Here is an 18,371-nt window from a genome sequence, read left to right on the forward strand (position 1 = left end):
AGCGAAAGATGACCGACATCCCGTCCAAGGACGAACGCATCGCCACCGAATCCATGACCACGCGCCTGATGAAGCGGCCCGAACTGGGCGCCATCGGCGGCCTGATCCTGGTCACGATCTTTTTTCTGGCGACCGCCAGCCCCAGCATGTTCACGCTGGCAGGCATCATGAACTTCCTGACGCCCGCGGCGCAACTGGGCATCCTCGGCATCGCCGCCGCCATGCTGATGATCGGCGGAGAGTTCGACCTGTCCATCGGCTCGATGGTGGCCTTTGCGGGAATGATCTTCGGCGTGCTGGTCGTGAACATGGGCCTGCCGCTGATCTTCGCGATCCCGCTGACGCTGGCCTTCGCGGCCGCCATGGGCGCGGTCAACGGGGCCATCGTGCTGCGCACGGGGCTGCCCAGCTTCATCGTGACGCTGGCCTTCCTGTTCATCCTGCGCGGAGCGTCGCTGGTGGGGCTGAAGGTGTTCACGGGCGGCTCGACCCAGCTGCGCGGCGTGCGCGAGGCGGTGGCGGGCGACTGGCTGACCCCGATCTTTTCGGGTGACGCGTTCCCGGCGCTGTTCCGCTGGCTGGGCGATCAGGGCATCATCGCGACGCTGAACAACGGCGCGCCGTCCGTCCCCGGCATCCCGGTCGAGATCCTGTGGTTCCTGGCCATCGCCGCCGCCGCCACCTTTGTGCTGCTGCGCACGCCCGCAGGCAACTGGATCTTCGCGACCGGCGGCGACCGGCAGGCCGCCAGCAATTCGGGCGTGCCGGTCAGGCGGGTCAAGATCACGCTGTTCATGCTGACCGCGTTGGCTGCGGCGCTGGTCGCGATCATCACCGTGATCGACACCGGATCGACCGATGCCCGGCGCGGCTTCATGAAGGAGTTCGAGGCGATCATCGCCGCCGTCATCGGGGGCTGCCTGCTGACCGGGGGCTACGGGTCCGCCATCGGGGCGTTCTTCGGGGCGATCATCTTCGGCATGGTCACCATCGGGCTGACCTATACCGGGTTCGACCAAGACTGGTTCCAGGTCTTCCTGGGGGCGATGCTGCTGCTGGCCGTGGTCTTCAACAACGCCATCCGCAAGCGCGTGACGGGGGAACGCTGATGTCCGATCCGATCATCCACATGCAGGGCATCAAGAAGCGCTTCGGCAACGTGATCGCCCTGAACGGCGTTACCTTCGACGTGCGCCCCGGCGAATGCCACTGCCTTTTGGGCGACAACGGCGCGGGGAAATCGACCTTCATCAAGACCATGTCGGGCGTCCACAAGCCGACCGAGGGCACGATCTCCTTCGAAGGCCGCCCGATGGAATTCTCCAGCCCCCGCGACGCGATGGAGGCGGGCATCGCCACGGTCTTCCAGGACCTCGCCATGATCCCGCTGATGAGCGTCACGCGCAACTTCTTCATGGGGCGCGAACCCACCAAGGGCCGCTTCATCAAGCGGTTCGACCTGGAGACCGCGAACCGCATCACGATGGAGAAGATGCGCCAGATGGGCATCAACCTGCGCGCGCCCGATCAGGCGGTGGGCACGCTGTCGGGCGGCGAACGCCAGACGGTCGCCATCGCGCGGGCCGTCCATTTCGGCGCTAAGGTGCTGATCCTGGACGAGCCGACCAGCGCGCTTGGCGTGCGCCAGACCTCGAACGTTCTGGCCACCATCGCGCGGGTCCGGGCGCAGGGGGTGGGCGTGGTCTTCATCAGCCACAACGTGCGCCACGCGCTGGCGGTGGGCGACCGCTTCACGGTGCTGAACCGGGGCCAGACGCTCGGCACCGCCGAGAAGGGCCAGATCGATGCCGCCGAACTGCAGGACCTGATGGCCGGCGGGCAGGAGCTGGCCACGCTGGAAGGCAGCCTGGGGGGGACGGTCTGATGTCCCTGGGCGTCGCGCTGATCGGCACCGGCTTCATGGGCAAGTGTCATGCCATGGCATGGCGCAACGTGGCGACCGCCTTCGGCGGCACGCCGCCGCGGCTGGAGGTTCTGGCCGATGCCACGGCGCCGGACGATCTGGCCCGGGCCTGGGGCTTTGCCCGCGCCACCGCCGATTGGCAGGCGGCGGTCGCGGACCCGGGCGTCGATGTGGTCAGCATCACCACGCCCAACGGCCTGCACCGGCCCATGGCGGAGGCTGCGCTGCGCGCGGGCAAGCATGTCTGGCTGGAAAAGCCCATGGCCCTGACGCTGGCGGATGCGCAGGCCATGGCCGATCTGGCCGCCGCGCATCTGGGTCAGGTGACGCTTCTGGGCTACAACTATCTGCGCAGCCCGGCCTTTCAGGCGGCCCGCGCGATGGTCGCGGATGGCGCGATCGGGCGGCCCTTGGCCTTTCGCGGCGTCTATGACGAGGATTATTCGGCCGATCCATCGCTGCCCTGGTCCTGGCGCATGACGCATCAGGGGGGCGGCTTGGGCGCGCTTGGCGATCTGGGCTGCCATCTGGTCAGCGTCATGGTCGCGCTGATGGGTCCGGTGGCCGAACTGACCGCCATGACCCAGATCGCCGTGCCCACGCGCCCCTCCCCCGACGGCCCCCGCGCGGTCGAGAACGAGGACAGCGCCCTCGCCCTGATCCGATTCGCCAGCGGCGCGCAGGGGTCCTTCGCCACCTCCCGCGTGGCGCGGGGCCGCAAATGCCGGTTGCAATGGGAGGTGCACGGATCGGAAGGCACGCTGGTCTTCGATCAGGAGCAGATGAACGAATTGTGGGTCCACCGGGCGGGCGATGCGGGATTCGTGCGCCATGTCACCGGGCCGGACCAGCCTGATTTCGTGGCCTTCTGCCCCGCGCCGGGGCATGGTTTCGGCTTCAACGAACAGAAGGTCGTGGAATGCCGCGACCTGATCCGCGCCATCCGGGGCACCGCCCCCTGCGGGCCCGACTTTGTCGCCGGATTGCAAATCGAACGGATCATCCACGCCATGGCGACCAGCGCCGGTCGCCCCGTTTCCCTGGAGGGCGCATGAAGAGCCTCGACGTCATCACCATCGGACGCAGCAGCGTCGACCTCTATGGCCAGCAGGTCGGCGGGCGGCTGGAGGATATGGGGTCCTTCGCCAAGTATATCGGGGGCAGCCCCACGAACATCGCCTGCGGGACGGCGCGGTTGGGGCTGCGCTCGGCGGTCATTACCCGGGTGGGGGATGAGCATATGGGCCGCTTCATCCGCGAACAGCTGATCCGCGAGGGCGTCGATGTGCGCGGCGTGGCGACCGACCCCGAGCGGCTGACCGCGCTGGTCATCCTGGGCATCCGCGATCAGGACAGCTTTCCGCTGATCTTCTATCGCGAGAACTGCGCCGACATGGCCCTGTCCGAGGCCGATATCGACGAAGGCCTGATCGCGGATGCGCGCTGCGTCCTGGCGACCGGCACGCATCTGAGCCATCCCCGGACCGAGGCCGCGGTGATGCGCGCACTGACCCTGGCGCGGGCGCATGGGGCGCGGACGGCGCTGGACATCGACTATCGCCCGAACCTGTGGGGGGTGGCGGGCCATGGCGCGGGCGAGAGCCGCTTTGTCGAAAGCGCCACCGTAACCGCGCGCCTGCAGGCGACGCTGCCGTTGTTCGACCTGATCGTCGGCACCGAGGAGGAGTTCCACATCGCCGGCGGCACCACGGACACGCTGGCGGCGCTGCGCGCCGTGCGCGCCATCAGCGACGCCGTGCTGGTCTGCAAGCGGGGGGCGGCGGGGGCCGTGGCCTTCCAAGGCGCCATCGAGGGGTGGGAGAGCGGCCAGCAAGGGCCGGGCTTTCCCATCGAGGTCTTCAACGTGCTGGGCGCGGGGGACGGGTTCTTCTCGGGGCTTCTGAAGGGCTGGCTGGACGGCGAGGCGTGGCCCCGCGCGTTGGAATACGCCAATGCCTGCGGCGCCTTCGCGGTCAGCCGCCACGGCTGCACCCCCGCCTATCCGTCCCGGGAGGAGCTGCGCTTCTTCCTGGAGCGCGGCGTGGTGCGGCCCGATCTGAGGAACGACGCGGCGCTGGAGCAGGCGCATTGGGCCACCAACCGGCAGGGGCGGATGGGCGGCGACTGGACCACGATGCGGGTCTTTGCCTTCGACCACCGGATGCAGCTGGAGGCGATGGAGGGTTATACGCCCGAGAGGGGCGGCGCCTTCAAGCGGCTGTGCCTTGAGGCCGCGTTGCAGGTGCAGGACGGGCAGGCGGGATACGGTATCCTCTGCGATGACCGTATCGGACGGGCGGCGCTGCATGCGGCCAGCGGCACGGGCCTTTGGGTCGGGCGGCCCGCCGAATGGCCGGGATCGCGGCCCCTGACGCTGGAGCCTGAACTGGGCCCCGACTGCGGGGGGCTGGGCGAATGGGCGCGCGAGAATGTCGTGAAGGTGCTGTGTTTCTGCCACCCGGACGATGACCCGGCGCTGCGCGCCGAGCAGGAGGCGACGGTGCTGCGGCTCTACACCGCTGCGCGTCGGAACGGGCTGGATTTCCTGCTGGAGATCATCCCGTCGAAGGTCGGGCCGGTCGATGAGGACACGACCGCGACCCTGATCGCGCAGTTCTATGCGGCGGGCATCTTCCCCGACTGGTGGAAGCTGGAGCCGCTGACCGGCGCTGCGGCCTGGGCCAAGGCCATCGCGGCCATCGAGGCGCATGACCGCCACACGCGCGGCATCGTGGTCCTCGGGCTGGATGCGCCCGAGGACGAGCTGGCCGCCAGCTTCGCGGTGGCGGCGCGGTTTCCGCTGGTCCGGGGCTTTGCGGTCGGGCGGACGATCTTTGGCGCGGTGGCGCGGGACTGGTTCGCGGGCCGGATCGGGGACGCGGATGCGGTGGCGGAGATGGCGGCGCGCTATCGGCGGCTGTGTGCGATCTGGGATGCGGCGCGCGATGCGGCGTGAGGGCGGTAGGGGGGCTTCGCGCCCCCCAATCCCTGCGGGATTTCCCCCCGCGGGATATTTTCGTGAAGAAGAAGGGGCAGGGCATGGGTGAGACGGTGCGGTTGACCGCGGCGCAGGCGATGGTGCGCTGGTTGTCGGTGCAGATGACCGAGGAGGGCGAGCGGTTCATCGACGGGGTCTGGGCGATCTTCGGGCATGGCAATGTGGCCGGGCTGGGGCAGGCCCTGCAGGAGGCGGGCGACGCCCTGCCGACCTGGCGCGGGCAGAACGAGCAGACCATGGCCCATGCCGCCATCGCCTTTGCCAAGGGGCATGGGCGCAGGCGCGCGCAGGCGGTGACGGCCAGCATCGGGCCCGGCGCCACGAACATGGTCACCGCCGCCGCGGTCGCCCATGTGAACCGGTTGCCGCTGCTGCTGATCCCGGGCGATGTCTATGCCAGCCGCCGCCCCGATCCGGTGCTGCAGCAGATCGAGGATTTCGGTGACGGCACGGTCAGCGCGAATGACTGTTTCCGGCCCGTGGTGCGCTATTTCGACCGCATCACCCGGCCCGAGCATCTGCTGAGCGCGCTGCCCCGTGCGATGCGGGTGATGACGGACCCGGCCGAATGCGGGCCAGTCTGCCTGGCCTTCTGCCAGGATGTGCAGGCCGAGGCCTATGATTGGCCCGAGGCGTTCTTTCAGCCCCGCGTCTGGCATATCCGCCGCCCTGCGCCCGATGAGGGCGAACTGGCCCGCGCGGTCGAGGCGATCCGGGCGGCCCGTGCGCCGGTCATCGTCTGCGGCGGCGGCGTGATCCATTCCGGCGCCGAGGCGGTTCTCGCCGATTTCGCGACCCGCCATGCCATCCCGGTGATCGAGACGCAGGCGGGCAAGTCCGCCCTGGCGCAGGCGCATCCGATGAATTTCGGTGCGGCGGGGGTCGATGGGTCCGCCGCGGCCAATGCGGTGGCGCAGGCGGCCGATCTGGTCGTCGCGGTCGGCACGCGGCTGCAGGATTTCACCACCGGATCGCGGACGCTGTTCGGAGCGCCGATCCTGGGGATCAACGTGCAGCCTTATGACGCCGGCAAGCATGGCGCGATGACGCTGGTCGCCGATGCGCGGGTCGCGCTTGAGGCGCTGAGCCGCGCCCTGGGCGATCTGCGCTTCGACCCCGACACGCAGCCGCGCGCGGACTGGCTGGCCGCGGTCGATGCGCATTGCGCCACCGCGCCCCAAGGCCTGCCGACCGATGCGCAGGTCATCGGCGCGGTCCAGCGCGCGGCACCCGAGGGCATCGCCATGTGTGCGGCCGGCACGATGCCCGGCGCGCTGAAGCTCTTGTGGCAGGCGTCGCAGGGCGGCTATCATATGGAGTACGGATTTTCCTGCATGGGATACGAGATCGCGGGCGCAATGGGTCTGGCCCTGGCCAGGCCCGACCGGCAGGTGCTGTGCTTCGTGGGCGACGGCAGCTACATGATGGCCAACAGCGAGCTGGTCACGGCCGTCATGCGCCGCGTGCCCTTCACGGTGATCCTGACCGACAATCGCGGCTATGGTTGCATCAACCGGCTGCAGGCGCATTGCGGGGGGGCGCCCTTCAACAACCTCTATATCGACAGCCGCGTCGCGGCCCAGCCCGCGATCGACTTCGTGGCCCATGCGGCCAGCATGGGGGCGCATGCGGTCCGGGCGGCCGATCTGGCCGCGTTGGAGGCGGAGATCACGGCAGCGCCCCGCCGCGACATCCCCACCGTCATCGTGATCGAGACGACCCCCCGGCCCGGCCCCGGCGACGGGCTGGAGGGGGCGGGCCATTGGTGGGACGTGGCCATTCCCGATGCGGACACGACCGAAGGCCTGCGACAGGCCCATGCGCGCTATCTGGACCGGATGGCGCGGCAGATCACGATCAACTGAAGGCGGACCCCTGATGATCCTTTACGGCACCAACCCGATTGCCTGGGCCAATGACGACGACCAGTCGATCGGCGCCCATATCCCGACCGAACAGATCCTGCACGAGGCGGGCCGCGAGATCGGCTTTGACGGCATAGAGAACGGCCATCGCTGGCCCGACGATCCTCAGGAGCTGAAGGCGCTGCTGGCGGAATACGGGCTGCGCTTCATCTCCGGCTGGTATTCGACGCATCTGCTGACCCGCTCGGTCGCGGATGAGATCGCGGCGGTCAGGCCCCATCTGGCGCGGCTCAAGGCGAACGGATGCACCGTCTGCATCGTCTGCGAATGCTCCAACACGGTGCATGGCGACCCGGATGTCGCCGTGAACGACCGCCCCCGGCTGACCGCGGACCAGATGGCGGCCTTCGGCGCCAGGCTGGAGGAATTCGCCGCCTGGATGGCCGGGCAGGGGGTTGCGCTGGCCTATCACCACCACATGGGCACCATCGTCGAAAGCCCCCAGGACATCGACGCGATGATGGCCGCGACCGGGCCCGCGACGCATCTGCTGTTCGACGCGGGCCATTGCGCCTTCGGTGGCGGCGATCCGCTGGCCGTGCTGACGCGCCACGCGGGTCGCGTCGCGCATGTTCATGCCAAGAACATCCGTCGCCCGGTGACCGACCGGGTACGGGCCGAAGGTCTGTCCTTCCTGCAGGGCGTCATGGCGGGCGCCTTCACCGTGCCGGGCGATCCGGAAGGCGCGATCGATTTCGTGCCGCTGCTCCGGGTGCTGGCGCAGGTGGGTTACGACGGCTGGCTGGTGATCGAGGCCGAGCAGGACCCTGTCCACCGCAACCCGCTGGCGTATCAGTCGATGGGGCTCAAGGCGCTAAAGGCCGCGGCCTGCGAGGCCGGTCTGGACCCCCGCACCGATGGCTGAGCAGGCGACACGACCCGGCCTGCGGACCCGCACCCGCCTGTGCGGCGGGGTCGGAGGGGCGACGGCCCCGACTGCCGGGACGACCCCTCGATGGGGTCGGCGCGGCAAGCCTGCCGTGGCAGGCAATCAGGAAAGGACAGGCGCATGACCCGACTTCTTCGACGGCCCTTCGGCCGCCACGGCGAGATCCACCGCATCACGCCCGCCGATGCGGGCTGGCGGCATGTGGGTTTCCAGCTCCACGCCCTGCGCCCCGGAGACCGCGTGGCGGCCGCCACCGGCGCGACCGAGGTCATCCTGGTGATGGTCGAGGGCAAGGCCGTAGTCCATGCCGCCGGGCAGGACTGGGGCGTCATGGGCGACCGCGCCAGCGTATTCGAACGCTCCGCGCCCCATTGCCTCTACGTGCCCCCCGGCGCCGACTGGGCGGTCAAGGCCGCGACCGACTGTCTCATCGCCGTCTGCGCCGCCCCCGCGGCGGGCAGGCGCCCCGCGAGGCGTCTGGGCCCCGAGGGCATCGTCCTGACGCAGCGGGGCGAGGGCAACAACGCCCGCTGGATCAACAACATCGCGATGGAGGACAGCGACGCCTGCGACAGCCTGCTGGTGACCGAGGTCTTTACCCCCGCCGGGCACTGGTCCTCCTATCCCAGCCACCGCCACGACGAGGACGACTTTCCCCGCGTCACCTATCTGGAGGAGACCTACTACCACCGCATCGACCCGCCCGACGGCTGGGCCGTGCAGCGGGTCTATACCGATGACGGCAGCCTGGACGAGGTGATGGCGCTGCGCGATCACGACGTGGTCCTGGTGCCGCGCGGCCACCATCCCTGCACTGTGCCGCCGGGCTTCCAGCTCTACTATCTGAACGTGATGGCAGGCCCCCGCCGGAACTGGCGATTCGTCCCGGCCCCCGAGGTCGCGCGCCTGTTCTGACCGGCCGCGACGAGACGATGCGGGTGCCGTCCTCCGGCGCCCGCCCTTCGACGATAAGGGTATCGTTGCAAGACACCGACGCCTGCGACAGGACCGAAGCCCCCCGCGGATGCCTGGCGGTCTGCCTGTCTTCAAGTGTAAGGAGATACAGTGGTGAGCCCAACAGGATTCGAACCTGTGACCCACTGATTAAAAGTCAGTTGCTCTACCAACTGAGCTATGGGCCCATCACGAGGCGCTTCCTAGGGGGGGTGGCCGGTGGCGTCAACCCGAAAAATGATCCATCTGGCGATTTCCCGTCGCAGGGCGTATAGGGCGCGCATGACACAGACCCAACGCACCGCCCCTGACGGGGGGCTGCCCTTCCTGAAGATGCACGGGTTGGGCAACGACTTCGTGATCCTCGACCTGCGCGGCGGGCGGCCCCGGCCCGGCGCGGACCTTGTCTCGCGCATCGCCGACCGGCATCGCGGGGTGGGCTTCGACCAGCTGGCGGGCGTCGAGGATTGCGATGATGCCGATGCGCGGCTGATCTTCTGGAACGCGGACGGGTCGCTCTCGGCGGCCTGCGGCAACGCGACGCGCTGCATCGCGCGCTGGCTGATGGACCGGACCGGGGCCGCGTCGCTGCGCCTGCGCACCGATCACGGGCTGCTTCTGGCCGAGGATGCCGGGGGCGGACTGACGCGCGTCAACATGGGGCCGCCGGTCCTCGACTGGCGCGCCATCCCCCTGGCGCAGGCGGTCGACATCGACCACCTGCCCATCGCGGGCGATCCGGTGGCGACGGGGATGGGCAATCCGCACATCACCTTCTTCGTGGCGGATGCCGATGCCGTCGATCTGGACCGCTTCGGCCCGGAACACGAGCATCACCCGCTCTATCCCCAACGCACCAATGTCGAGGTCGTGCAGGTCCTGTCGCGCGACGCGATCCTGCTGCGCATCTGGGAACGGGGGGCGGGGCCGACGCTGGCCTCGGGCTCTTGCTCCTGCGCGGCGGTGGTGGCTGCGGTCCGGCGCGGTCTGACGGATCGTCGCGTCCGGGTGGACGTGCCCGGCGGGCAGCTGTTGATCGACTGGCGCGAGGACGGCGTCTGGATGGAGGGGCCGACCGCCATCGTCTTCGAGGGGCGCCTGACGCCCGCGTGGCTGGCATGAGCGCTCCCGTCTTTTCCACCCTGGGCTGTCGCCTGAACGCCTATGAGACCGAGGCCATGCGCGAGATGGCCGAGGCCGCGGGCCTGTCGGGCGCGGTCGTGGTGAACACCTGCGCCGTGACCGCCGAGGCCGTCCGCAAGGCCCGCCAGGAAATCCGCCGCCTGTCGCGCGAGAACCCGGGCATGCCGGTCATCGTCACCGGTTGCGCGGCCCAGACCGAGCCCGAGACCTTTGCCGCCATGCCCGAGGTCACCAAGGTGATCGGCAACCATGAGAAGATGCAGCCCGCGACCTGGGCCTCGCTGCGCGCCCCCGACCTGATCGGCGAGACCGAGAAGGTCGTGGTGGACGACATCATGTCGGTGCGCGAGACCGCGGGCCATCTGATCGACGGGTTCGGGCGGCACCGCGCCTATGTGCAGGTCCAGAACGGCTGCGATCACCGCTGCACCTTCTGCATCATCCCCTTCGGCCGCGGCAATTCGCGCTCGGTCCCGGCGGGCGTGGTGGTCGAGCAGATCAAGCGCTTGGTCGGGCGCGGCTTCAACGAGGTCGTGCTGACCGGGGTGGACCTGACCAGCTGGGGCGCGGACCTGCCGGGCACGCCGCGTCTGGGCGATCTGGTCATGCGCATCCTGCGTCTGGTGCCGGACCTGCCGCGCCTGCGGATTTCCTCGATCGATTCGATCGAGGCGGATGAGAACCTGATGCTGGCCATCGCGACCGAGCCGCGCCTGATGCCGCATCTGCACCTGTCGCTGCAGGCGGGCGACGACATGATCCTGAAGCGGATGAAGCGCCGCCATCTGCGCGACGATGCCATCGCCTTCTGCGAGGATGCGCGGCGGCTACGTCCCGACATGGTCTTCGGCGCCGACATCATCGCGGGCTTTCCGACCGAGACCGAGGCGATGTTCGACAATTCGCTGAAGCTGGTTCAGGATTGCGGCCTGACCTTCCTGCATGTCTTCCCTTACTCGGCGCGCAAGGGCACGCCCGCGGCGCGCATGCCCGCCGTGCCCGGTCCCGCGATCCGCCACCGGGCCGCGCGTCTGCGGGCGGCGGGCGAAGCGGCGCTGCGCGCGCATCTGGAGGCGCAGGTGGGGCGGACCCACCGGGTGCTGACCGAGGGGCCGCGGCTTGGGCGGACCGAGCAGTTCACCGAGGTGGCCTTCGACAGTGACCAGCCCGAGGGTGCGCTGATGATGCTGACCATCGCGGGGCATGACGGGCAGCGGCTGACGGTCTGAGCCGGCGTTGCTGGGGGGGCGCTGCCCCCCGTCCTGCGGACTCCCCCGGGGATATTTGTATGAAGAAGAATTGGCGGGTTGTCGATCCGGGGCGGGGCTTCTAGCCTCCCGCCCTGGAGGAGAGAGATGACCGTGATCCTGTATTCGCATGACAGCGCCCGACAGCATGTGACGCCCGAGGGCCATCCCGAGCAGGTGGCCCGTTTCGATGCGGTGATGGCCGCGTTGGAGGGGCTGTCGCTGGACCGGCGCGAGGCGCCCGTGGCCGAGGAGGCCGAAATTCTGCGCTGTCACCCGGCCAGCTATCTTCAGGCGCTGCAAGATGCGGTGCCGGGGGCGGGCACGCGGCAGATCGACCCCGACACGCATCTGTCGCCCGGCAGCCTGGAGCCCGCGATGCGGGCCGTGGGCGGGGCCTGCGCGGCGGTGGATGCCGTGCTGGCGGGGCAGGCGCGCCGGGCCTTTGTCGCCATGCGCCCGCCCGGGCATCATGCCGAGGCTGCCACGTCGATGGGGTTCTGCCTGTTCGGCACGGTGGCCATCGCGGCGAAGCGCGCGCTGGATCATCACGGACTGGAGCGGATCGCGGTGCTGGATTTCGACGTGCATCACGGCAACGGCACGCAGGCGCTGCTGTGGGATGAGGCGCGGGTGCTGTTCGTCAGCAGCCAGCAGTCGCCGCTGTGGCCGGGGACCGGCGCGGCCTCTGAACGGGGGGCGCATGGGCAGATGGTGAACCTGGCATTGCCGCCGGGATCGGACGGGGCCCTGGCCCTGTCGGAGTGGCGCGGCGCGCTGGAGCGGATGCGCGACCTGTCGCCGCAGTTGGTGCTGATCTCGGCCGGGTTCGACGCGCATCGCGACGATCCGCTGGCCCAGCTGGACTGGGATGACGACGATTACCGCGACCTGACGCGCGACATCCTGGCGGCGTCGGGCGGGGCGCCGGTGGTATCCTGCCTGGAAGGCGGCTATGATCTGGCCGCCTTGGGCCGCAGCGTGCGGGCCCATGTCGATGTGCTGCTGGAGGCCGATGCATGAGCGATATCAACACCCTCTCCTTCGAGGAGGCCATGCGCGAGCTGGAGGCCACGGTCGGCAAGCTGGAGACAGGCGAGGCGACGCTGGAGGAATCCATCGCGCTCTACGAACGCGGCGCCGCCCTGCGTGCGCATTGCGAGGCGCGCCTGCGCGAGGCCGAGGAGCGGGTCGAGAAGATCACCCTGGCCGCGAACGGCCAGCCCGTCGGCACGACCCCGGCCGAGGGCCTGTGATGCAGGAGCGTCTGGCGCAGGTGCGCGCCGCCGTCCAGGCCGAGCTGGACCGCGCCGTCGGGGCGCTGCCGCCGGGCGATCTGCGCGATGCGATGGCCTATGCGGCCCATGGCGGCAAGCGGCTGCGCGCGTTCCTGGTGATGGAATCGGCGCGGCTGCACGGGGTGTCCGACGACGCGGCCCTGCCCGTGGCGGCGGCGGTGGAAGCGCTGCATGCCTACAGCCTGGTCCATGACGACCTGCCTGCGATGGATGATGACGACCTGCGGCGCGGGCAGCCCACGGTGCATGTGAAATGGACCGAGGCGACCGCCATCCTGGCGGGTGACGCGCTGCAGACGCTGGCCTTCCAGATGCTGACCGAGCCGCGGATCGGCGCGGCGGAGGCGCGGATGCGGCTGGTCGCGGCGCTGGCGCAGGCGTCGGGGGCCGCGGGCATGGTCTGGGGGCAGGCGCTGGACATCGCCGCCGAGACGGCGGGAACACCGCTGGACCTGGAGGCGATCACCGAATTGCAGGGGGGCAAGACCGGGGCGCTGATCCGCTTTGCCGCCACGGCGGGCGCGCGGATCGCGGGCGAGGACCCGGCCGCGCTGGACCGCTATGCCGAGGCGCTTGGGCTGGCCTTCCAGATCGCCGACGACATCCTGGACGTGACCGGTGACGAAACCGTGACCGGCAAGCGCGTCGGCAAGGATGCGGGTGCGGGCAAGGCGACCTTCGTGTCGCTGCTGGGCCTGGACGGGGCGCGGGCCGAGGCGCGGCGTCATGCCGCCGTCAGCATCGAAGCGCTGGCGGCCTATGGTGCGGCGGCCGGAAACTTGCACGAGCTTGCGCGTTTCGTTATCGAGCGCGATACCTGAACGCCCGCCCCGAGGAGGGCCAGCCATGACCGATCGACCCAAGACGCCGATTCTGGACCGCGTGACCCTGCCGTCGGATCTGAAATCCCTGACCGACGCGCAGCTGCGCCAGCTGGCCGACGAGGTGCGGGCCGAGACGATCAGCGCCGTCAGCGTGACCGGCGGCCATCTGGGCGCGGGCCTGGGCGTGGTCGAGCTGACCGTCGCGTTGCACGCGGTCTTCGACACGCCGCGCGACAAGCTGATCTGGGACGTGGGGCATCAGTGCTATCCGCACAAGATCCTGACCGGGCGGCGCGACCGCATCCGCACCCTGCGCATGGGCGGGGGCCTGGCCGGCTTCACCAAGCGCGCGGAGAGCCCCTATGACCCGTTCGGGGCGGGGCATTCCTCGACCTCGATCAGCGCGGCCTTGGGCTTTGCGATGGCGCGCGAGCTGGGCGGCGATCCGGGCGATGCCATCGCGGTGATCGGCGACGGCGCCATGAGCGCGGGCATGGCCTATGAGGCGCTGAACAATGCCGGTCACGAGGGCAAGCGCCTGTTCGTGATCCTGAATGACAACGAGATGTCCATCGCGCCCCCGGTTGGCGCGATGTCGGCCTATCTCACGCGGCTTTACGCGGGCGGTCCCTTCCAGGAGCTGAAGGCCGTGGCCAAGGGTGCGGTCGGCATGCTGCCCGACGCCCTGCAGGAGGGCGCGCGCCGCGCCAAGGAGATGCTCAAGGGCATGACTGTGGGCGGGACGCTGTTCGAGGAGCTGGGCTTCTCCTATGTCGGTCCCGTCGACGGACATGACATGGAGCAGCTGCTGCCCCTGCTGCGCACGGTGCGGGCGCGGGCCGACGGGCCGGTGCTGATCCATGTGGTCACCAAGAAGGGCAAGGGCTATGCCCCGGCCGAGACCGCGGCCGACAAGGGCCATGCGACCGGCAAGTTCGACGTGCTGACCGGCGTGCAGGCGAAGGCCAAATCGAACGCGCCCAGCTATACGGCGGTCTTTGCGCAGGGGCTGATCGACGAGGCGTCGCGCGACGACCGCATTCTGGGCGTGACGGCGGCCATGCCGGACGGAACGGGCCTGAAGCAGTTCGCGCAGCGCTTTCCGCGCCGCTGCTTCGACGTCGGCATTGCCGAACAGCATGCCGTGACCTTTGCCGCCGGTCTGGCGGCGGGGGGGATGAAGCCGTTCGTGGCGATCTATTCGACCTTCCTTCAGCGCGGCTATGATCAGGTCGTGCATGACGTGGCCGTACAGGGCCTGCCGGTGCGCTTTGCCATCGACCGGGCGGGGCTGGTGGGTCAGGACGGGCCGACGCATTCCGGGGCCTATGACATCGCCTTTTTGGCAAACCTGCCCGGCTTCGTGGTGATGGCCGCCGCGGACGAGGTGGAGCTGGCCCACATGGTCGCCACCGCCGCGGCCCATGACGGCGGGCCCATCGCCTTCCGCTTTCCGCGCGGCGAGGGCACCGGGGTCGAGATGCCCGAGCGCGGTGAGGTCCTGCCCATTGGCAAGGGCCGCATGATCGCCGAGGGTTCGGGCGTCGCCATCCTGTCCTTCGGGACACGCCTGTCCGAGGTGATGGCCGCGCGAGAGGCGCTGATGGCGCGGGGTATCACGCCCACGGTCGCCGATGCGCGCTTTGCCAAGCCGCTGGACCGTGACCTGATCCTGGCGCTGGCGCAGGGGCACGACGCGCTGATCACCATCGAGGAGGGTGCGGTCGGCGGCTTCGGCAGCCATGTCGCGCATCTGCTGGCCGAGGAGGGGGCCTTTGACACAGGGCTGCGGTTCCGGTCGATGGTGCTGCCCGATGCCTTTGTGGATCACGATGCGCCGCGGGCGATGTATGACGCCTCCTGCCTCAATGCCCAGCATATCGAGGAGAAGGTCCTGTCGGTGATGGGCGTGCCCTCGCTGTCGGCGCGGCGGTCGGACCGGGCCTGAGGCCCGGCCCGGGGCCGCGATCAGCCGGGGGCGTAGCTGCGCACCAGCGCGCCCGCGATCATGCCCCACCCGTCGACGACGACGAAGAAGGCCAGCTTGAAGGGCAGCGACACCACCACCGGGGGCAGCATCATCATGCCCATCGACATCAGCACCGCCGCCACGACCAGATCGATGATCAGGAACGGGAGCGCGATCAGGAAGCCGATCTCGAAGGCGCGCTGGATTTCCGACAGCATGAAGGAGGGGATCAGGACCGACAGCCGGTCCTCGGGTCCGGTGCCGGGGGCGATCTCGGCCAAATTGGCCAGCACGTCCGGGTCGGTGCGCGCGGCCATGAACCCCTCGAACGGGACGATGCCGCGCTGGAGGGCCTCGGCGATGCCGATCTGGCCGGCCTGAAGCGGCTGGCCCGCCACCGTCCAGGCCTCTCGCAGGACCGGGTCCATGATGAACCACGTCAGGAAGATCGCCAGGCTGACAATCAGCATATTCGGCGGCGACTGCTGCAGGCCGATCGACTGGCGCAGGATCGACAGGACGGTGACGATGAACGGGAAGGCTGTCACCATGATGGCGATGCCGGGCGCCAGCGACAGCGCGGTCAGCGCCACCACCAGCATCACCGCGTTGTCGCCCAGACCCGCCCCGAGCGCCTGCCCCAGGTCCTGGGCCAGCGCCGCGGACGGGGCCGCGACAGCCGTCAGGACCGCGAGGGTTCGCCAGACGCTCACACCGCCCCCGTGGAGCCCAGGACCCGGACGCAAAGCCGGTCCTCGGTGGTGCCGTCGCCGGTCAGCTCGCCCCGGGCGATGACCTTGTCGCCGACGCAGATCTCGACCCCGTCCTCTATCGCATGATCCAGCACCAGGATGTCGTCGGCCCGAAGCGAGGACAGCTGCGCCACGGTCTGGCGGGTGCGGCCAAGCCGGATGGTGACCTCGACCTGGATGGTGTCGGTGTCGATCAGGTGCTTCAATGCGTCCATGTGTCGTCCTCCTGAGAGATTTCCGCGATCAGGCCGCGGATGTCTTCCGCGATGTCGTCGGGGGTAAAGTCGATCCGCCCGCCCTGCAGCGTGACGGTGATGCGGTCGTCGCGCGCGGGCTCCAGCACCACCGCTTCCAGCCCGGTCTGCGCAAGGCAGCGTTCGGCCAGCGCGCGCAGGCTCTCGCTGCAGGCGATGCGCAGTGTCAGCGCCTCTGTCCGCTGCGCCAAGTGCGTGAGTTCTGCGTGCAGAGCCTCCTCCAGCCGGCGCGAGGCGGTGGGAGGGGCCATCAGGTCCAGCACCTGGTGCAGGATCGGCGCCAGCACGTCGACGGCCTCCTGCCGGATTTCGCGGCGGCGGGTCTCCTCGGCGGCCAGCCCGGCCGCGACCTGCTCCAGCCCCGCGATCAGGGCCGCGAGATCGGCGTTGCGTGCCTCAGCCAGGGCCTCGGCGCGGCCGTCGGCATGAGCCTGGTCCAGGTCGGCCTGCGAATAGGTGACCTCGACCCTGCGGGCGGCGACGGCGTTCGAGAAGGATTCCAGCTTGAACATGGCCAGGCTCAATTCACCTTCTCCTTGTTGTCGATCCAGCCGGACAGAATCTTGACGCTTTCGTCATGACGCTCCTTCATCATGGCCTTCAGGCGGGCGACCGGGTCCGCAGGTGGCAGCGAGAGCGGCGTCTCGAGGCCCGGAAATTCGATCGGCACCACGCGGGGATTGTCGGGCGAGGGCTCGTCGTCGATCATCCCGTTCAGCCCGCCCATCATCGGCGGCATGGGCGGAAGGCTGGTGTCCAGCATCGGCAGCGGTGCGGGGGCAGGCGTGCGGTTGCGCATCATCGGGCGCAGAACCAGCAGGATGATCGCCAGCGCAAAGACCCCGATCAGCGCGATCCGCGCCAGATCGTTCAGCGCCAGCCGGTCCATCAGGCCGGGCTGCGCCAGCGTGCCGTCCTCGCCCAGGGCGGCGAAGGGCAGCGACTTGACGGTGATCTGGTCGCCCCGCGCCTCGTCGAAGCCCACGGCAGAGGCCACCAGCTCACGCAGCGTCTGCAGTTCGGCCTCGGGGCGGGCGATCGCCACGGGCTGTCCGTCGGGACCGGGCTGGGTCGTGCCGTTGACCAGCACCGCGACGGTCAGGCGCCGGGTCGAGCCGGGCTGGCGCTGCACCTCGCGGGTGACGCGGCTGACCTCGTAATTGGCCTGGCTGCGGTTCTCGGCGCGGTTGCTCTGGCTGGTGTCGCCGGGCTGCTCCTCGGTGTCGGGCAGGTTCGAGGCGGCGGTCACCGCGCCCGACCCGGTCGAGTTGCTCTGGTCGGTCGTCTCCTCGGTCACGGTCGAGATCAGCGCCCGCTGCTCGGGGTCGAAGCGCTGTTCGGTCAGCAGCTCGGTGTCGGTGACCAGATCCAGGTTCAGCTCGACGATGGCGTTGCCGATGCCGACATGGGGCTCCAGGATGCGCTCGACGTTGCGCTTCATCTCGGCGGCGCGGTCGGCCCCGGACTGATCCTCGGTCGCGGCGACGATGCCGCGCTGCGAATCGATGACGGTCACGCGCTCGGGCTGCATCCCCGGCACGCCGGACGACACCAGGTACTTCAGCGCCGCCGCCTGTTCGCGGGTGATCGCGCCGCCCTTGGTGGTCAGCGTGACCGAGGCGCTGCCGTTCTGGTCGCGCCGGTAGCCGCGGCCGTTCTCGATGGCCAGATGCACGCGCGCGCTGGCCACGTTCGGCAGCGCCAGGATGGTGCGCGCCAGCTCGCCCTCCTTGGCGCGCCAATAGGCCGCGTCGAACATCTGCGACGTGGTGCCGAAGCCCGACATGCCGTCCAGCAGCTCGTAGCCGGTGCTGCCGGCGGCGGGCAGACCCTCGGCTGCGAGGTCCATGCGCAGGCGGTCGCGCTGGCCCGCCTCGACCCAGATCGCGTCGCCGCGCACCTCGTAGGGGACGCCCGCCCGCTCGATCCCGGCGATGACCTCACCGGCCTGGGCGCTGTCCAGACCGCCATAGATCAGCACCATGCTGGGCCGGTTCGCAAGCCAGGCAAAGCCCGCGATCATGAGGAATGTCCCCAGGAAAGCGGCGCCCAGGATCATCTTCTGCTGAGAGCTTCGCTCGTTCCAGTAGTCCTGCAGTTTTTGCAAAACCGTCCCCCTTCGAATCATCGGACCATCGTCGTCTGACCCTGAAATGACATGGGCGATGTTAAGATTTGGTTAGTCGCGACCTGA

The 18,371-nt window shown here is 69.6% G+C and carries 17 protein-coding genes and 1 tRNA gene; 13 read left to right on the forward strand and 5 right to left on the reverse strand.

From position 1 onward, the window contains the following. Positions 1-8: 8 nt before the first annotated feature. From AC2SGK_RS05135 to iolB, 7 genes are all read left to right on the forward strand, one after another. A complete protein-coding gene (locus tag AC2SGK_RS05135; RefSeq protein ID WP_488322519.1) occupies positions 9-1,109 on the forward strand; it encodes an ABC transporter permease in 1,101 nt (366 codons plus the stop codon). After that, the gene (locus tag AC2SGK_RS05140; protein ID WP_488322520.1) at positions 1,109-1,885 is read left to right on the forward strand and encodes an ATP-binding cassette domain-containing protein; all 777 of its coding nucleotides are present in this window, start codon (positions 1,109-1,111) and stop codon (positions 1,883-1,885) included. Before AC2SGK_RS05135 ends, AC2SGK_RS05140 begins: the two co-directional genes overlap by 1 nt. After that, a complete protein-coding gene (locus AC2SGK_RS05145; protein WP_488322521.1) occupies positions 1,885-2,979 on the forward strand; it encodes a Gfo/Idh/MocA family protein in 1,095 nt (364 codons plus the stop codon). The genes AC2SGK_RS05140 and AC2SGK_RS05145 overlap by 1 nt, the downstream gene beginning before the upstream one ends. Further along, positions 2,976-4,880, forward strand: coding sequence for a bifunctional 5-dehydro-2-deoxygluconokinase/5-dehydro-2-deoxyphosphogluconate aldolase (locus AC2SGK_RS05150; protein ID WP_488322522.1), 1,905 nt, complete (start codon positions 2,976-2,978; stop codon positions 4,878-4,880). The genes AC2SGK_RS05145 and AC2SGK_RS05150 overlap by 4 nt, the downstream gene beginning before the upstream one ends. 83 nt (positions 4,881-4,963) lie before the next feature. Then, entirely contained in the window at positions 4,964-6,787 is a 1,824-nt protein-coding gene (gene iolD / locus AC2SGK_RS05155) for a 3D-(3,5/4)-trihydroxycyclohexane-1,2-dione acylhydrolase (decyclizing) (RefSeq protein WP_488322670.1), read from the forward strand. A gap of 13 nt (positions 6,788-6,800) precedes the next feature. Further along, on the forward strand, positions 6,801-7,712 hold the full coding sequence (iolE, locus tag AC2SGK_RS05160; protein ID WP_488322523.1) for a myo-inosose-2 dehydratase: 912 nt from the start codon (positions 6,801-6,803) through the stop codon (positions 7,710-7,712). A 144-nt stretch (positions 7,713-7,856) separates the two neighbouring features. Beyond that, positions 7,857-8,651 (forward strand): 5-deoxy-glucuronate isomerase, encoded by a 795-nt coding sequence (gene iolB, locus AC2SGK_RS05165; RefSeq protein ID WP_488322524.1) that lies wholly within the window; start codon positions 7,857-7,859, stop codon positions 8,649-8,651. 151 nt (positions 8,652-8,802) lie between these two features. Here the strand turns inward: iolB and AC2SGK_RS05170 are convergent. After that, a tRNA-Lys gene (locus AC2SGK_RS05170) sits at positions 8,803-8,878 on the reverse strand. 94 nt (positions 8,879-8,972) lie between these two features. Between AC2SGK_RS05170 and dapF the strand changes: the two genes are divergently transcribed. From dapF to dxs, 6 genes are all read left to right on the forward strand, one after another. Continuing rightward, complete coding sequence (dapF, locus tag AC2SGK_RS05175; RefSeq protein WP_488322525.1) at positions 8,973-9,812, forward strand: diaminopimelate epimerase; 840 nt, start codon at positions 8,973-8,975, stop codon at positions 9,810-9,812. Beyond that, positions 9,809-11,062 carry a tRNA (N(6)-L-threonylcarbamoyladenosine(37)-C(2))-methylthiotransferase MtaB gene (gene mtaB, locus AC2SGK_RS05180; RefSeq protein ID WP_488322526.1) on the forward strand — a complete coding sequence of 418 codons (1,254 nt, stop codon included), beginning with the start codon at positions 9,809-9,811 and terminating at the stop codon, positions 11,060-11,062. The genes dapF and mtaB overlap by 4 nt, the downstream gene beginning before the upstream one ends. A 126-nt stretch (positions 11,063-11,188) precedes the next feature. Then, positions 11,189-12,103, forward strand: coding sequence for a histone deacetylase family protein (locus AC2SGK_RS05185; protein ID WP_488322527.1), 915 nt, complete (start codon positions 11,189-11,191; stop codon positions 12,101-12,103). Continuing rightward, positions 12,100-12,336, forward strand: coding sequence for an exodeoxyribonuclease VII small subunit (locus AC2SGK_RS05190; protein WP_488322528.1), 237 nt, complete (start codon positions 12,100-12,102; stop codon positions 12,334-12,336). The genes AC2SGK_RS05185 and AC2SGK_RS05190 overlap by 4 nt, the downstream gene beginning before the upstream one ends. Then, the gene (locus tag AC2SGK_RS05195; RefSeq protein WP_488322529.1) at positions 12,336-13,199 is read left to right on the forward strand and encodes a polyprenyl synthetase family protein; all 864 of its coding nucleotides are present in this window, start codon (positions 12,336-12,338) and stop codon (positions 13,197-13,199) included. Before AC2SGK_RS05190 ends, AC2SGK_RS05195 begins: the two co-directional genes overlap by 1 nt. Positions 13,200-13,224: 25 nt before the next feature. Beyond that, positions 13,225-15,150, forward strand: a complete 1,926-nt coding sequence (dxs, locus tag AC2SGK_RS05200; protein ID WP_488322530.1) for a 1-deoxy-D-xylulose-5-phosphate synthase — start codon at positions 13,225-13,227, stop codon at positions 15,148-15,150. A gap of 20 nt (positions 15,151-15,170) precedes the next feature. On the opposite strand, the gene fliP is transcribed toward dxs, so the two are convergent. From fliP to fliF, 4 genes are read right to left on the reverse strand one after another with little or no spacing between them, the layout of a single operon-like run. Then, a complete protein-coding gene (gene fliP, locus AC2SGK_RS05205) occupies positions 15,171-15,884 on the reverse strand; it encodes a flagellar type III secretion system pore protein FliP (RefSeq protein ID WP_488322531.1) in 714 nt (237 codons plus the stop codon). After that, the gene (locus AC2SGK_RS05210; protein ID WP_488322532.1) at positions 15,881-16,138 is read right to left on the reverse strand and encodes a FliM/FliN family flagellar motor switch protein; all 258 of its coding nucleotides are present in this window, start codon (positions 16,136-16,138) and stop codon (positions 15,881-15,883) included. Before AC2SGK_RS05210 ends, fliP begins: the two co-directional genes overlap by 4 nt. Then, positions 16,126-16,701, reverse strand: coding sequence for a hypothetical protein (locus tag AC2SGK_RS05215; RefSeq protein ID WP_488322533.1), 576 nt, complete (start codon positions 16,699-16,701; stop codon positions 16,126-16,128). The genes AC2SGK_RS05210 and AC2SGK_RS05215 overlap by 13 nt, the downstream gene beginning before the upstream one ends. Beyond that, positions 16,698-18,284: a flagellar basal-body MS-ring/collar protein FliF gene (fliF, locus tag AC2SGK_RS05220; RefSeq protein WP_488322534.1), complete on the reverse strand. Its 1,587-nt coding sequence runs from the start codon at positions 18,282-18,284 to the stop codon at positions 16,698-16,700. The genes AC2SGK_RS05215 and fliF overlap by 4 nt, the downstream gene beginning before the upstream one ends. Between the last annotated feature and the right edge of the window lie 87 nt (positions 18,285-18,371).

The organism is Paracoccus sp. NIOT.M2S5SZ12, assembly GCF_057748165.1.